The sequence below is a fragment of the Leucobacter ruminantium genome (assembly GCF_017565705.1).
GTDB classification, from domain to species: domain Bacteria; phylum Actinomycetota; class Actinomycetes; order Actinomycetales; family Microbacteriaceae; genus Leucobacter; species Leucobacter ruminantium.
In genome coordinates this window covers 1-15,399 of record NZ_JAGDYL010000041.1, presented here as the reverse complement: position 1 = coordinate 15,399, position 15,399 = coordinate 1, and the positions used below count along the sequence as shown (strand labels likewise).

The window sequence follows — 15,399 nt, the reverse complement described above, 5'->3', positions numbered from 1 at the left end:
AGGTAGCGTTAAACACGAAGACCTCGTGAGAGAACGATGGACGTTGAACACCCTGATTCTCTTACGAGGTCTTCGTTCTACCCAGGCGTACTCACCGATCGGCCTACACTCTCAAATCCGAAGAGCCACATACATGTACAACCGCATATCAGGGTGGTCTGAATCGGCCTGGGAGTATCGGCGCGTCGGCTGCGCGATGACCTCCTCGTGCCGGAGATCGCTCGGCTGCATGCGGAGAACTACGGCGTCTACGGGCGCCGGAAGATGCATGCGCTGATGCGCCGGCAAGGTTGGGACATCGGCCGCGACCAGACCGAGCGGCTGATGATGCGGAGTAGTGCCCCTTAGGGTCTGTCCGATAAACGGTGTGTGGGGTCCGGCGGTTTTCATTAGTGGGTGGTTTTCTCGAACCGTCCGGCGAAGGTGATCGCGAACGCGTTCAGCGCGGGCTTCCACCTCATCACCCAGCGTGCCCTTCCGCCGCCGGTCGGGTCAAGCGACCTCGTCACGAGATACAGGCATTTGATCGCGGCGGCCTCATTGGGGAAGTGGCCGCGCGCCCGGACGGCCCGGCGGTAGCGGGCGTTGATGGATTCGATCGCGTTGGTCGTGCAGATCACCCGGCGGATCTCGACGTCGTACTCCAGGAACGGCACGAACTCCGCCGGTCAAGCCCCGGGACGTGGTGTAGCTGTCGGTGATCCTTCTGCTGTTGATGTTGGTCAGGCGCTGAGTTCGAGGATCGTGTCGGTGGTCACCTCGCTTGCGGTGTCGGGGACGAGGGTGAGCCGGGACTTGGCGAGGATGTCGAGGCCGAGGTAGCGGCGGCCTTCGGCCCACTCGTCGGTCTGCTCGGCGAGGACGGCGCCGACGAGGCGGATGATGGCGTCGCGGTTGGGGAAGATGCCGACGGAGTTGGTGCGTCGTCGGATCTCCCGGTTCAATCGCTCATTGGGGTTGTTGGACCAGATCTGCTGCCAGAGCCCTTCGGGGAACCCGGTGAACGCGAGGATGTCTGCCCGGGCGTTGTCGAGGTGGTTGTGCGCGTCGGGTAGTTTCCCGTCGACGTAGTCCAGCAGCCGGTCGAACTGCGCATTGACTGCCTCGGCGTCGGGCTGGTCGTAGACGGAGTGCAGCATCGCTTTGACGGCCGGCCACATGTTCTTCGGGGTCACGGACATCAGGTTCGCGGCATAGTGGGTGCGGCAGCGTTGCCAGGCCGCTCCGGGCAGGTTCGCGGCGATTGCCTCCACAAGCCCTGTGTGCGCGTCGGAGGTGACGAGACGGACGCCGGCCAGGCCGCGGGCGACGAGGTCGGCGAAGAACGAGTTCCATGCCGCTCCCGTCTCACTCGTCGCGACGCGCAGGCCAAGGACCTCCCGTCGGCCATCGGCGTTGACGCCGGTCGCGATCAGCACGACCGCATTGATCACACGGCCGCCTTCACGGACCTTCATCGTGAGCGCGTCGGCGGCGACGAACGTGAACGGGCCCGCATCGCCCAGGGGCCGGTGCCGGAACTGATCGACGTGCTCGTCGAGCTCCGCGGCCAACCGCGACACCTGCGACTTCGACAGGGAGTGAATCCCGAGGGTCTTCACCAGCTTGTCCATCCGACGGGTGGAGACACCCGCGAGGTAGCAATCCGCGACGACCGTGATCAGCGCGGTCTCGGCCCGCTTGCGGCGCTCGAGCAACCACTCCGGGAAGTACGTCCCCTGCCGCAGCTTCGGGATCGCGACATCGATGGTCCCGACCCGGGTGTCCAGGTCGCGGTGCCGGTATCCGTTGCGCTGGGCGACGCGGTCGGGTGACGCCTTGCCCCATTCCGCACCGACGACGGCCTCCACGTCGGCGGACAGGAGCGTGTTGATCGTGGTTTGCAGCAGGCTGCGCATCAGATCCGGCGACGCGTCGGACAGGGCTTCAGCGAGCACGCTCGCTGGGTCGAGAATATGAGGAGCGGTCATCGTGATGATGCCTTTCGAGTGGAGGTAAGAGACTTCTCGAAGGATCACACGGTGACCGCGCTTACGTCAGTAACGACGAGCCGGCCACCGCGGGCTACACCACTTTATGGGGCATTACTGCGGGACGCCACCAGGAGGGCATTTGTCGTCACATATACGAGGAGAGCTAATGCAGCTGAGTCAGCGAGCACAAATGCAGGGGACGCGAGTTCATGCTCCATGAGGTAGTCAGACAGGTTCATTCACGAGGCTAACATTCCGTCGCTCGCGGCGTCCGAGTACGACTCGGGCCGCGATAAAGATCGACAGTAGGATCGGGTACAGCACCAGCGGCATCAGGCAGGAGTTATCCCAGATCCAGTGCATCGCGATCCCGAGCGCCAGGGCGATCAGGGCAACCCACCACTTGTTTCCTTGAATAAACATCCAAGCCAGGCCGGCGCAGGTCAGCGCGGTGAACACACTGTGTAGTCCGAAGCCTGAAAGCGTCCGTGAAATCACGGTCTCCAAGACTTGCGCGCCATCCTCGGTGTTGATGGCGTAGAACACGTCTTCCAGCACCTCAAAGCCAGCACCCACGCAGAAGCCTACGACGAAGCCATCAAGGGGACCCTTGATGTCGTTTCTCACAATCCACAGGACGCATGCGGCGAACCCGAGTTTTGCGATCTCTTCGGTGAATGGCGCGATAGCTGCGGAGCCGTTGTTGAAGATCATCCCGACCGTCGTAGCAAAGAAAACTCCGCCGAGAACGGCAAAGAATCGCATCCAACCAGAGACACGGCGTCGAGGCAGCGCAAGCAGTGCGAACCCTGCCATGAGTGCGGATTGCACGATACCACCGATGACGATGACGGCAGGATCTGATGACCCGATGATCCCAGTGATCATTTGCGGTATGATATAGATCGCGCCGAGAACGATCAGCAGCAGCATGACGCATGCAAGTACTTGCGTCCAATTTTCCCGGCTGAAGCGTGAGCGGGACTGGGCGTTGATTCTTCTTGAACTATTGCGACTCAACATATGGGGTTCCCCTATCGGATGTGCTGGTGAACGCTTGAGCGTGTGAATAGCACGCATCTTCTTCGTCTAGTGCGGTAAACCGCTCCATCTCGAGCCAGCGATCGATCGTGATCATGCTGACGAGCGCGAGCTCTTCCTCGTGATCAATCCCGTCTCGAAACACTTTGATATCGCGGTGGCCGAGTGAACAACAGGATGTGAGGCTCGCGATGATGGTTCCCGACTGGTCGTCGATGATGAGGCTGATACCGACGGGCAGGCGCAGAGACGCCAGTATTCACCTGTGGGAAGGGAAATTCGGAACTGAGCTCCCCGTGAAAACCACTTGCGTGAGATGATGTCAAGGGTGTCTCCGTGAGGGTCAGTCACACGGTGCACAGGCGCCGCGCCAAGATGCCGGCCGAGTCGTGCCCGGACTACCCCCTGCTGATCAACGAGAACGGTCTTGCTGCGCAGACTCAGTGATTTCCCCTGCACCTCGTATACCAAGCGCTTTGTACGGTTGATGAGCTGCATGGAGAACCGGAACGGAGTCGACTTTTCCCTTGTCTCGAACTGCACTGATTTGATCCGATCCATCTGAGGACATTGAGGGAAGCAGAATGCACGGGAAGCGAGAGGTGCTGACCAGGGATAAGGGAAAGCCCTCATGATGGAATTGCATGATTGCGCCCTTTATCGATGGGGCACAAAGAGCCGATGCCCTGCATTGCTACCGTCGGACGCATGGAGCAATTGAGGAGGCGATGGCGCAACGCCTTGAAGACGCGTGGTCGGCTATTTCTGGCCTCAATTATGGCGCTCGTACTGCTCTCTTCGGGCTGCGCGGCTCACGAACCTTCGGACGCGCCGGCAGAGGTCATCGATGCGGCTCGGGCGCAATCCCTGATCTCGGCGTGGGAAGAACAGGTCGACGGAGCAGCGGAACTTGGATGGACGCCGTGCCCCGACGCCCCGGAGTTCGACTGCGGTCGTCTTGAAGTGCCACTGAACTGGAGCGACCCGGTCGGAGACACAACTCGGATAGCGGTGCGCAAGCTGTCCCCAGCGTCTGATAATGCGCCCGTTCTCCTGATACTCCCGGGCGGGCCCGGGCAATCGGGCACCGAGCTGCTCACCGATCTGTTCGACGCGGGTGCTCACCCCGAAGTCGCTGAGCAATACACGCTCATCAGTCTGGACCCGCGCGGTGTCACGGGCCTCCAGGCAGCGGATCTTCCATTGGACTGCCCGACTCAAGCCCAAGAGTGCGCTCCGTCGGAAGCGCTCTCAAGGTTCGCGAGCACTACAGATGTAGCGCTCGACATCGAGCATCTGCGGGGCGCGGTGAATGCCGACCAGATCCGGATCCTCGGATACTCGTACGGCACCTATACTGGCGCGCTCTATGGCACGCTGTTCACCGATCATGTCGCCTATGCCGTGTTCGACGGCGCGGCAGTGGCGATCGGCTTCTCGCCACTCGGGTATGAACGTCAGGCCATCGCGTTCGAAGACGCATTGGATCGCTTTCTCGGAGCGTGCGTGGTCGGCGAGCTCGGTTCGTGCCCGTTCACCGGTGATGTTGCTGAAGCAAAAGCGCAACTGCTGCAGTTGCGGGCGCTCCTCGCCCAACAGCCGCTACTCGAGGATTCGGGTGATACGGACGGCGTGATCGACGGCGACACCGTGACGCAGCACCTGCTGGCCACCTTCTATGGCCCGCGAAGCGGTTGGGCGGGCACGGCGGGATGGCTCCTCGAAGTCCAGTCTGCGTCGGCGGAAGCGCAGCTGCGTGATACCGGTCAGGCAGGTGAGAGCGACCGAGAAGAACAGGGTGAGTCGCACGACGCCGACGAGCTGAGCGTTCCCGCTCGCCTCTCGCATGCGGTCATCTGCGCGATGCCCGACGCGGCCTCGTCTCAGGACCCGGAAGCGGGAGTCGAGCCACTCGACGGCGATGACTTCTTCTTCGTCCCCGACAGCGCCACGAGCGCCGATATCGACGCCGCTGCGCATGCGTGCGCCAGCGGGTTACCGGCGCATCTCGACACGCGGATCCGCGCGGAAGACGGCAGGAAGTACTTGGTCACATCGGTACTCGGGGACCCGGCGACACCGTACACGGACGCTGCCACGCTCGCCGACGCCCTCGGAGCATTCCTCCTCCCGGTCGAAGGGGAGGGCCATACTTCCGTGCTCGGACAATCCCCGTGCGCAACGCAGATCTCGATGGCATTCCTCGCCAACGGCGAGCTCCCCGCTGCCGGCACGACATGCGCCGGAAGTGCTTCATAAGCCCCGACTAAACACAAGGAGAACGAACCATGCGCTGGAAGGAACGCGAGCTGCAACGAGTTCTGCGTTGGCTCTCAGTCATCGGAGCCCTGGGGCTCATCGCAGTGATCCTGTGGCTGGACGTCACCACAGGGATCTGGCAAGACCTGGTCATCCTCTCCGGCTTGGCCGGTGGTCTGGTGACCTTCTTACTGACCGCGCTCGTGATCGAGCGAATCGTTACACGAAACGCTGAACGCAAGTGGGAGCCCGTGAACCGCCTCGCCACCTCCGACTTCCTCCACGCCATGGCCGACGAGGAGAAGAGCGAGATCGCGCATGGGGTCATCGTCGCCCGGTCCCTCCCCGAATTCACCGGTGACGGACGCAGCAGCGCCGAGGAACTGCATGACTTGCGCGAGTCGGTGGCCCGCGAACGCCGCGCGCTCTCCGACGCGCTCGGGAGGTGGGCGGACTTCCTGCTCACGAGCGGAGAGAACGAGGCGGTCTTGCGGCACGTCGCGGAGATCGCACTCCAGCTCGATCAAGTGCGGGATGCCGCGCTAGAAACCGAGAACCAGCCAAGCGCTGAAACCCTCGCGAAGATGAACGACGAAATACGCGAATGCAACTCACGCTTCTCAGCGATCATCGACGAGTTGACAGCTCGGCTCCACACAGAAACGGTGCGGCGGTGATACTGATCATGCCCGGGGTAAGGGGTCCTACTTAGCGAGCATGGGCGAGATTCGGAACAGACTATTTTGAGCTACACGGTTCGGGGGAATCGTGATGAGAAATGTCGGATGCTCAAGACTGCAGGGGTAGATCATGCTCACGCTGATGGTCTGCAGCTTGGTGGCAGTCGTCTTTCTTGCCGCAACGAATAGAAGGCTGCGACGTTTCCATATTTCCGGGGCCGTGGCCATGGTCGTCATGGGAATCTTCGTCGGTCTATTCTTGCGCGAGCAGATCAGTGAGCACCTCAACACTGATATTGCCGAACACCTCGTCGAGCTCATCCTTGCCGTGCTGCTGTTTGTGGATGCGACTGAAGTTCGCGGCGGCTTCCTCGCAGGGCGGCGCTCGGTCGTCGTGAGGCTCCTGGTGCTCGCGCTCCCGATATCGTTGATGGGAGCGGTGCTGCTGGGAGCCGTGATGCTGGGTACCACGGACTATGCCGTGCTGCTGGTGATCGCCTGCGTGGTTCTGCCTATCGACTTCGCTGCCTCACCGGAGATGCTCCGCGACCGGAAGATCTCGGCGAGTCTGCGCGAAGGAGTCGCCGTCGAAAGCGGGTATAACGACGGCATCTTCTCACCGGTTTTCGCCTTCGCTCTGCTGCTTGCCGGCGGTGCCGGGCCGGGTAAGATCTCGACGCCTATCGAAGCGCTCGAGAACGCGGTGCCGGCTGCCATATATGCGGTCGTCGTCGGTGTGGGCATCGGCGGGGTCTGCGGAACGATTGTGCTCCTCGCCCGTCACTGGGGCTGGAGCGGGGTGCATGGTGCCCGTATCGTGATGCTTCTCGTGCCGTTCATCACCTACGAGTGCGCTGTACATGTTGAGGGGAACGGCTTCGTGGCTGCGTTCCTGGCCGGAATCACCTACCGAATGGCGCGGCTGCGTGGGAACCGGGAAGAACATACGATCCCAGCTGAGGAGCTGTCGCTGGTCGACGACGTGAGTATGATCGGTTCCGCGTTCATGTGGTTCATCGTGGGGGCGGTGACGGCACTCATTTTCGCCACTCCGGTGCAGTGGGGATGGATTGCCTATGCGTTCCTCGCACTCACTGTGCTCCGCCTCGTACCCGTCATGCTGGCGTTCATCGGGAGCCGGGTCTCTCTTCGGGAACGTGTCGCAGTGAGCTACATGGGCCCCAGAGGCACATCATCAATCGTCTTCGGGCTCCTGGCATTCAACGCGCTGAACGAGGACGACGCCAACATCGTGCTGTATGTCACAGTGAATTGGCCTGGTTTGAGTTCCGACCGGTTTTCCTGTCAGCCGGTCGGTGACAGAAGCGATTCAGTCTCAGCGTAGTATGCCTGCTCGACCTCGGCAGGGGTGCGCATATCGAGTTCCCCGTGAAGCCGCTCATGGTTCCACCACCACACGTACTCGAGCGTCGCGAGTTCGACCTGCTCGACGGTCCGCCAGGGGCCCTGCTGACGAATGAGCTCGGTCTTGTAGAGGTTGTTGACTGCCTCGGCCATCGCATTGTCAAAACTGTCGCCGACGGTCCCGGTCGAGGGAATCGCCCCGAGTTCCGCGATACGATCGGTGTAGACCATGGCCGTGTAGTTCGACCCGTGATCGGCATGGTGCACGAGCCCGTCGAGACGGCCGCCTGACTGCCAGGCCGCCATATCCAGAGCCTGCATCGGCAAGATTTCCGAGCGCAGTGTTGAGGCGACGTTCCAGCCCACGATCCTCCGCGAGTACACATCGGTGACGAACGCGACATACGCGAACCCAGACCAGGTTGCCACGTAGGTCACATCGCACACCCAGAGACGCTTCGGAGCCTCAGCCGTGAACTGGCGGTTCACGAGATCGGCAGGGAGCATCGCGGCCTTATCGGGGCGGGTGGTGAAGACCCGCTTGGACTTCCGTACCCCGCGCACGCCGGCGAGCTTCATGAGGCGTTCGGTCTGATCGCGGCCGATGTCCCATCCCTCACGCTTCAGCAGGGCGTGCATCTTCCGCCGCCCGTACACGCTGTAATGTTTCGCGTGGAGCCGCCGGATCTCAGGGATGAGCAGCTCGTCACGTAGCTGACGAGTTGAGGCCGGCCGTGACTTGGCTGCCCGATACCCGCGGGAGGTAAGGAACCCACGAACTGCCGCACGCAGCGTACGACAGAGGAACTCGACCCCGAAACGATCACGATACTCGTCGATGAACGCGATCATTTCGTTCGTGGCCGGTCGAGTTCCTTCGCGAAAAACACGCTCGCAGCTTTGAGTACCTCGTTGGCCTTACGGAGCTCGCTCACCTCGCGACGTAACCGCCGGTTCTCCTCGGCCATATCGATCGACGTGCCGGGTTTCACACCGGCATCGATGTCGTAGCGGCGCTGCCACACGCGCAGCGTCTCCGGGCTCACTCCGAGGAGCCCACCGACGTGTCGGCAGGCCGCGGTCAGCGACTCGTGCTCGGGGCGAGCCTCAGCGAGCATCCGGAGCGCACGCTGACGAAGCTCAGGGTCATATTTGCTTGGCATCGTAGTTCCATCCTTGTATAAAGATCGGAACTCAAACCAGGCCAATTCACAGTGATCACAGTGCTGGGTAGTGTGATTCTTCATGGTGTTCTGGGGACGAAAGCTCCGTCATGGATCCTGAAGAAGCCTGATAAGTCGCGGGGCTGACTTCGATCTTCCCGCGAGCCCTGTATCAAGAGCGGTTTCCCCATGTGTCGTGCCCCAATCCAGTCAGGGGATCGTTGACTCGATTCAGGCACTTGCCGTAACGGAGGACAAGAGAGCCTTTGCTGAAGCATTTGGAAGGTAGGCTCGGGTGATGCCGATGCCAATGCGCGGCAGGTCACCCTCGTCACGGAAGAGGAGGTAGAGCGATTCGTGGCGCGGGTTGAACTTCTGCTTGAACCTGTGCAGCGACTTGAAACCGTAGAGCGGCTCGATGAGCCCGCCGATGCGCTCGAGCACCTGGTCGACGGGGCCGGCCTCGGCGTCTTCGGGGCGCACGAGCGGGGCGCCCGAGAGCGACACGAACTCGTAGCCGGCTTCAGAGAACCATGCTGCCGATGAGGCGATGAGGAATTCCATGACGGGGCCGAAGCCGCCGTCGCGGCGGCGCATGAGGTCGAGTGTCCAGCCGACGATGCGCGGCTCCCCCGTGGCCGGGTCTGCGGCACCGTACACCGGCAGCCACGAGGTCACGCCGTGCAGGTTGCCGCCCTCGTCGACCGCGATACCGACGTACGTTTCGGGGTCGAGGGCCTCGTCGACGGTGCCGAGCGTGAAACGCATCTCGGGCAACCCCTTGTCACCCGTCCACTGCTCGGAGATCGCGCGCACCTGGGCGAGCACGTTCCACGGTTCGTCGGCCAGGCGCGTCATGCGAAATTCGACGTTCTCGCGGCCGGCCCGGTTGATCGCCGTGCGCACCGCACCCCACGTTTTGCCCTTGAACTCGAGGCCGGGCAGGTCGACGATGGTGTCCTCCGCCACGATGACCGAGCGCCACCCTGCGGGCTTCGCGTCGGCACTCTCCTGGCTCACCGAGAACGCACACGGAATGAGACCGGCTTCCTGGGACACCCGTTCGAACTCCTCGAACGCGCAAGCGCGGTGGCCGGAACCGGCAATCGGGTCACCGAGCATGATCGCGACGCCCGCGTGCGTCTGGAACGCGATGGAACCAGAATGCGGAGCGGAGATTTTCTGGTTCTCATCCCAGGTCGTCATCCACGAGATCGTGCCGCCACCATGCTGTTTGATGCGAGCGATGTGTTCTTCCGCAGTGAGCGCCGGTGCGCCAAGAGTACGTTTCGAGGGACGCCAAGAAACCCGGAACGCGTTACTGCCGACGATCAGGAACAGTAGGACCACGAGCCAGAACACTGCGGGCGCGAGGATCTGTGCGCGCAGGTCGCCGGACAGGAACCCGTCGGGCTCCGGGAGGAGAGGGAATGCGATGGCTGCCGCGATCGCGACGACGATGTTGTAGAGGCCGAGCACGATCGCGACCCACCACGCGAGCCGGTAGCCCTTACGGATGCCGTTGGCGATGAGCGCGATAACGACGATGTCGATCGCAACGTCGATGAAGGCGCCCGGCACGGGGTCGTGTGCCCCGAGCGGGCCGTCGTAGGGGACGAACAGGTCGAATAGCTGGATGACACCGATCGCGATGAGCAGCCACAGCCCGATCAGGCGCCACTCGCGCTGCGTCGGCCGGCCGGCCGGGTGGCGGAACGCCGGGATCCAGCCAGCTGCAGCGAGGGCGACGACCATGGAGACGGCATGTTCGAGGTCGTAGAGGTGACCGAGGTAGAGCAGCGAGATGCCCGTCCAGAAGATCACGGCGAGGCGGGCGCGCAGGCGCCACGGCGACGGCAGCGTGGAGATCGCGAACACGAGGCAGGTGAACGCGCCGCACGACGGGCCGACGTCGTAGGTGGTGGTGAGCATCTGCGCCCACGACCAGTCTGAGCTCGACATGAGCGCGACGATGCCAGCCGCGCCCAGCACGCCGATGATGTGCCCGGCGAGGAACAGGCCGATCGTGCGCAGCGTGCCGAACTTCCACTCGGCACAGCCGATGCCGCCGATCACGAGCGGCAGCAGCGTCAGATAGACGAGCTGCGGGCTGACGAAGAACGGCGACGTGAAGACCGTCCACCAGCGGCCCTCCGCGAAGGCGGGGTAGCCTGTCGCGACGTCGTGGTACCAGCTCTGATCCAGCGCAGCGGAGAACAGCGAGCCCGACACGATGCCGATCACGAAGAGCGCGATCACGAACAGGATCGTGAACGGGGTCTTGCGGATGACCCGCCAGATCGGGTTTGCCGGCTTCGGAATGTCCGGAGATGCCATCTGTGCGTTCGTGTCTGTCATGAAGCGGAACTCCCGGTTCTTCGTGGTTTCCTCGTCATTTGGGTATGGGCGGCCGAGGTGAGGTTCAGTCAGGAACGTTCATCAATTGATCGTGATGAATCGATCGAGTGCATCTCGTAGGGGGCCGGTGACTCCAGTGGAGTCGTCCATTTCTTCTCGGATCGACCGTGCGGTATCGGGGTGGTCGGTGATGATACCGTCAGCGTCTTGCCGGAGATGATCGCGCATGCTCGGCTGTTCGTTCACCGTCCACACGATGAACCCGAGGCCATTATCTGTGGCTTGCTGCTTCATCTTCTCGGTAGCGGTCCATTCTTCGACCACAATGAAATTCGCTGGAGTATCAGGGATGCCACCTCCGGCAAACGGCATGATGTATCCGACGTTGAGATCCGGCCGGAGCTGCTTGAGACGTTTCACGCTTGCCGGGTCAAGGGAGTGGAACATGTTCGACTCGAGAGCATCGTGTTTCTCGAGCTCATCGACGAGCAGGTCGACGTGATCCTCAGTGTCCAACCCGCCCGTTTTGATCTCGATGAGGAGTTTCATGCCGATCTCTTTCGCACGGTCGACGTAGTCCCCGAGTGATGCAAGTGTGTCGCTATGGCCGTCCTCATCGTGAACAGTGATGCTGGTGAGCTCGTCAAGCGTCAGATCCTTCACCGAGAGGTCTTTGCCGGCAAGACGTTTGAGGTTGGGATCATGGATCACCACGAACTGCTTATCCTTCGTCTGCATCACATCCATCTCCACGATCTCCGCGCCAGCCGATTTCGCAGCGTCCAAAGCACTGATCGTGTTCTCGACGCCACCGCCCGTGAACCCACGGTGAGCGAACACAAAGGTCGCCGGAGCGCTCGCGAGCTGTTGCATGGTGCCGACGGAGAACGAGCCGATGCCGAACGCGACAACCACGGCCGCACCGGTGGTCACCCACATCAGCCGGCGGTTTCCTCGCCTCTGGCCTGGAATCGCGGGCGAGACGGCATCCCTCGCTATCCCGATAGATGATGGTCCGGCAAGTTTTGTAGTTGGCTGGGGCTTATGACCGATGAAGGAAGCTTTCTGGTGAAGCTGAGACGCTTGCACCCGGAAATGCGTCACGAGGACTCCGAGCACGAAGGACGAGAGTAGACCGCTGAAGAGGAGACCCACGATATGTCCGACTCCGAGCATGTATGCCGCGAGGACGGGTGAGACGTCCGGGGCGAAACGGTCGGTGAGTGCCGTTGGCGCAACCGCGATGAACACAAGGGCTGTTGCGACGATCGAGGCCGAGGTGAGCACGACTGCCACAGCGAGAAACATCGGAAGTACGCTACGGCGCACACTCCGAGTCAGCCTCCAGCTCGTGCGCAGTGGCGGTGCTTCAGTGAGTACGAACGCAGGGATCGTGAGCGATAAACGCACATTAAGTACGAAAAGAACCAGCATCAAAGCGACAAGAGCCACGGCCGTTGTCGTTTCCTTGAGCAACTCACCGGAGATGAATGGAGGTATGGCGATTCCCCGGGTCAGCCCGGAGATAAACCCGAACCCGGTCAGAGGTAACAGGAGGAACAAATAGATAAGTAGCGGCAGCGATCCAGGACGTGCCAGGCGACGCAACGTATGACCCAGTGCGCTCAGGAACTCTCTTCCTGTGATTTCGGGCCAGCGTAGGAGCGTGACGATAGCTGCGAACTGGAGCGAGACAAGGCAGAAAACGACAGCGACGATGGCAATCAGCAGCGACAGGGTGATCGTGAAACCTTGATCGACCCGGAACTGGCTCAGGTCGAAACCGTGCATGCCGCTGACGCGTAGAGCTTCCCTGAACAACCATCCAATAACTGGAATCGCAGCGCCGAGAATGAGGAGCTGCGTGAGTAGCAGAAGAGCGAAGAGCTTAGCACCGCCGGCGCGTACGAGCTGCCAGGCGCGCACCAGCAGGTGTCCGGTGCTGCGCCACAGTCCAACTCGGTGCCTGCCGTGATCCAGTTGGGAGGACTCACGAGATTTCATAGTCTCGCAGCATAATCTCGAGGCCATCTCAAGCTTCGTCGGTAAGTGGTGTCACCTATGGATATGGAATGCTCGCTGAAATAGCGACGATCCGCACCGTCCCACTCGTCATGCTGCTCGATCAGCACATGACCGGCCAAGCGCAGCAGCGCGGCAGGATTCGGGAACGTGCCGACGACATCGGTGCGGCGTTTGATCTCCTTGTTCACTCGCTCCAGCGGGTTCGTCGACCAGATCTGCCGCCAATGCTGCACTGGGAACGCGGTGAACGCGAGGAGATCGTCGCGGGCCTGATCGAGCATGTCGGCGACCTTGGGATGCGATCTGGTCAGCATTCGTACGACCTCGTCGAACTGGCCCAACACGTGCTCGGTGTCGGGTTGGGCGAAGATCGTACGGATAATCGACGCGACCATCTGCCCGGCAGCTTTGGGGACATTCGCAAGCACGTTGCGCATGAAATGCACCCGGCAGCGCTGCCACGAAGCGCCGACGAACACGGTCTCGATCGCGGCAATCAGCCCGGTGTGTGCGTCCGAGATCACCAGCTGTACCCCGCCCACCCCCGTGCCTTGAGTGAGCGCAGGAACGTGGTCCAGAACGGTTGCGACTCGGTTTCCCGACTTCGAAACCGAGGATCTCCCGGCGCCCGTCTGCTGCGACGCCGACGGCAACGACAACGGCTTGGGAGACGACCCGGCGACCAACCCGGGCCTTGCAGTAGGTTGCGTCGAGGAACACGTACGGGTAGCACTGATCGGCGAGGGGCCGGTCGCGGAACGCGGCGACATCCTCATCGAGGTGCTGGCAGATACGGGACACCTCAGATTTCGAGATCCCGGTGTCTGCGCCGAGTGCTTTCACGAGATCATCGACCTTCCGGGTAGAGACACCATGAACGTAGGCCTACATCACCACCGCGAACAGGGCCTGGTCGACGCGGCGGCGTCTCTCCAGCAGGGACGGGAAGAAGGTGCCTTGCCGCAGTTTCGGGATGCGTAATTCCAGCTCTCCGGCGGTCGTGGTCAGTGTGCGTGGGCGGGTGCCGTTGCGATGGGTGACACGCTCCGGGGAGCGTTCGAAGGGGGCCGCTCCGATGAACGCGGCCGCTTCCGCGTCGATGAGTTCTTGGTAGAGCGTTTCGGTCGCGGCCCGGATTCGGTCGGTGACGTCGGTGAGTTTGAGTTCCCCGAGGAGCTGAAGGAGGGCAGACTGGTCTAGAGCCATCGTGCGTTGTGTCTTTCTGTGAGTGACTTTGATCGGTACTCACTGACCATCGCACGATGGCTCGCTCACGTCTACGACGCTGGTGGTCCTGCCGGAAACCCCACCACTCCAGGGGACGCCACCCAGTCGCAGGACCGGGGTGCCCAGGACCACGATGGGGTAAGCGTGTGGGTATGGAATTCGCTCAGGGCTATCACGGTGGCGCGCACACCGTTGATCTGACAGGGGTCGTGCCGGAGCGTGCGTCGCGGAAGTACCGCAGGCTCACCCTCGCGGACCGCGCGTTCATCCAGGCCGCGAGATCGCTTCCGGCACCCGTGTCGATGCGGGGGATCGCGGCCGAGCTGGGGGTCGCCCCATCGACGGTGTCGCGAGAGATCACCGCGCATAGCGTGCGGCATGGGCGCGACCGGAAGTATGTTGCCGAGGTCGCGCATTACCGGGCCCTGGCCGTGCGTCCCCGCCCACGTCCGGGGAAACTCACCGACCCGCGGTTACGTGCCCGGGTCGTGGCAGGGTTGAATCAGAAGCATTCCCCGCAGCAAGTCGCTCACCGGCTCCGCGTGGACTTTCCCGATCACCCGGAGTTGCAGGTGTCTCACGAAACGATCTATCAGGCCCTCTACGTGCAGGGCAAAGGCGCGCTCCGGCACGAACTCACCGTTGAGAAAGCACTCCGGTCCGGGCGTACGGGCCGGGTTCCGCAGTCGAAGCTTCCCCGCCGGTCGAACCGGCCCTGGCTCGCAGGGGCACGGTTATCGGATCGTCCCGCCGAAGTCGATGACCGGGCAGTCCCGGGGCATTGGGAAGGAGATCTCGTGGTCGGCCCGGGAAACTCCGGTCTGGTGACCCTGGTCGAGCGGCAGACCCGGTTCGCGCTCGTCGGGAGGCTTCCCGGGGTGCGGGACTCGATGACGGTGGTCGAGTTGATGCAGCGCATGATCCGGGGGTTGCCGTCCGAGTTCGTGCGGACGATCACCTGGGACCAAGGGCAAGAGATGGCGCAGCACCACACCTTCACGATCGCGACGGGATGCAGAATGTATTTCTGGGATCCGCACTCGCCCTGGCAGCGCGGAACGAACGAGAACCTGAACGGTCTGATCCGGGACTTCTACCCCAAGGGCACGAACTTCAACCAGGTCACCGATGAAGAGATCGCAGGCATGCAAGACCTGCTCAACGATCGCCCGCGACAAACCGGCTCTTCGGATTTGAGAGTGTAGGCCGATCGGTGAGTACGCCTGGGTAGAACGAAGACCTCGTAAGAGAATCAGGGTGTTCAACGTCCATCGTTCTCTCACGAGGTCTTCGTGTTTAACGCTACCT

At 62.2% G+C, this 15,399-nt stretch carries 9 protein-coding genes and 3 pseudogenes; 5 read left to right on the top strand and 7 right to left on the bottom strand.

What is annotated here, in order from left to right; genetic code table 11:
- Positions 1 to 207 precede the first annotated feature (207 nt).
- The gene (locus J4H91_RS14785; protein WP_208047019.1) at positions 208 to 348 is read left to right on the top strand and encodes an IS3 family transposase; all 141 of its coding nucleotides are present in this window, start codon (positions 208 to 210) and stop codon (positions 346 to 348) included.
- Between the two features lie 41 nt (positions 349 to 389).
- Here J4H91_RS14785 and J4H91_RS14780 read toward each other — a convergent pair.
- The 3 genes and pseudogenes from J4H91_RS14780 to J4H91_RS14770 form a co-directional block, all read right to left on the bottom strand.
- A pseudogene (locus J4H91_RS14780) lies at positions 390 to 662 on the bottom strand (transposase); the annotation flags it as partial.
- A gap of 60 nt (positions 663 to 722) precedes the next feature.
- Positions 723 to 1,970, bottom strand: coding sequence for an IS256 family transposase (locus J4H91_RS14775; RefSeq protein WP_208047018.1), 1,248 nt, complete (start codon positions 1,968 to 1,970; stop codon positions 723 to 725).
- A gap of 228 nt (positions 1,971 to 2,198) precedes the next feature.
- A complete protein-coding gene (locus tag J4H91_RS14770; RefSeq protein WP_208047017.1) occupies positions 2,199 to 2,906 on the bottom strand; it encodes a PrsW family glutamic-type intramembrane protease in 708 nt (235 codons plus the stop codon).
- 816 nt (positions 2,907 to 3,722) lie between these two features.
- On the opposite strand from J4H91_RS14770, the gene J4H91_RS14765 reads away from it, so the two are divergent.
- The 3 genes from J4H91_RS14765 (at position 3,723) to J4H91_RS14755 (ending at position 7,298) form a co-directional block, all read left to right on the top strand.
- Positions 3,723 to 5,273, top strand: coding sequence for an alpha/beta fold hydrolase (locus tag J4H91_RS14765; protein WP_208047016.1), 1,551 nt, complete (start codon positions 3,723 to 3,725; stop codon positions 5,271 to 5,273).
- Between the two features lie 29 nt (positions 5,274 to 5,302).
- Positions 5,303 to 5,950 carry a hypothetical protein gene (locus tag J4H91_RS14760; protein WP_208047015.1) on the top strand — a complete coding sequence of 216 codons (648 nt, stop codon included), beginning with the start codon at positions 5,303 to 5,305 and terminating at the stop codon, positions 5,948 to 5,950.
- Between the two features lie 133 nt (positions 5,951 to 6,083).
- Positions 6,084 to 7,298 carry a cation:proton antiporter domain-containing protein gene (locus J4H91_RS14755; protein WP_208047014.1) on the top strand — a complete coding sequence of 405 codons (1,215 nt, stop codon included), beginning with the start codon at positions 6,084 to 6,086 and terminating at the stop codon, positions 7,296 to 7,298.
- Here the strand turns inward: J4H91_RS14755 and J4H91_RS14750 are convergent.
- The 4 genes and pseudogenes from J4H91_RS14750 to J4H91_RS14735 all read right to left on the bottom strand — a co-directional run bounded on the left by J4H91_RS14750 (position 7,259) and on the right by J4H91_RS14735 (position 14,070).
- Positions 7,259 to 8,481 (bottom strand): IS3 family transposase gene (locus J4H91_RS14750; protein ID WP_208047020.1). Its coding sequence is split into 2 segments (ribosomal slippage): positions 7,259 to 8,196 and positions 8,196 to 8,481, totalling 1,224 coding nucleotides; the frame shifts between segments, so codons are not numbered across the junction. The genes J4H91_RS14755 and J4H91_RS14750 overlap by 40 nt on opposite strands.
- 231 nt (positions 8,482 to 8,712) lie before the next feature.
- The gene (locus J4H91_RS14745) at positions 8,713 to 10,818 is read right to left on the bottom strand and encodes a DUF2156 domain-containing protein (RefSeq protein ID WP_243753039.1); all 2,106 of its coding nucleotides are present in this window, start codon (positions 10,816 to 10,818) and stop codon (positions 8,713 to 8,715) included.
- A gap of 102 nt (positions 10,819 to 10,920) precedes the next feature.
- A complete protein-coding gene (locus J4H91_RS14740; protein WP_208047012.1) occupies positions 10,921 to 12,843 on the bottom strand; it encodes a glycerophosphodiester phosphodiesterase in 1,923 nt (640 codons plus the stop codon).
- Positions 12,840 to 14,070 (bottom strand): annotated as a pseudogene (locus tag J4H91_RS14735) (IS256 family transposase). Before J4H91_RS14735 ends, J4H91_RS14740 begins: the two are co-directional and overlap by 4 nt.
- 155 nt (positions 14,071 to 14,225) lie before the next feature.
- Between J4H91_RS14735 and J4H91_RS14730 the strand changes: the two are divergent.
- Positions 14,226 to 15,296: pseudogene (locus J4H91_RS14730) on the top strand (IS30 family transposase); the annotation flags it as partial.
- Positions 15,297 to 15,399 lie beyond the last annotated feature (103 nt).

Excerpts from the sequence above, each read along its gene's own strand:
- J4H91_RS14740 (WP_208047012.1), bottom strand. The coding sequence starts at position 12,843 with ATGAAATCTCGTGAGTCCTCCCAACTGGATCACGGCAGGCACCGAGTT.
- J4H91_RS14760 (WP_208047015.1), top strand. The coding sequence starts at position 5,303 with ATGCGCTGGAAGGAACGCGAGCTGCAACGAGTTCTGCGTTGGCTCTCA.
- J4H91_RS14755 (WP_208047014.1), top strand. The coding sequence starts at position 6,084 with ATGCTCACGCTGATGGTCTGCAGCTTGGTGGCAGTCGTCTTTCTTGCC.
- J4H91_RS14765 (WP_208047016.1), top strand. The coding sequence starts at position 3,723 with ATGGAGCAATTGAGGAGGCGATGGCGCAACGCCTTGAAGACGCGTGGT.
- J4H91_RS14770 (WP_208047017.1), bottom strand. The coding sequence starts at position 2,906 with ATGCTGCTGCTGATCGTTCTCGGCGCGATCTATATCATACCGCAAATG.
- J4H91_RS14775 (WP_208047018.1), bottom strand. The coding sequence starts at position 1,970 with ATGACCGCTCCTCATATTCTCGACCCAGCGAGCGTGCTCGCTGAAGCC.
- J4H91_RS14745 (WP_243753039.1), bottom strand. The coding sequence starts at position 10,818 with ATGGCATCTCCGGACATTCCGAAGCCGGCAAACCCGATCTGGCGGGTC.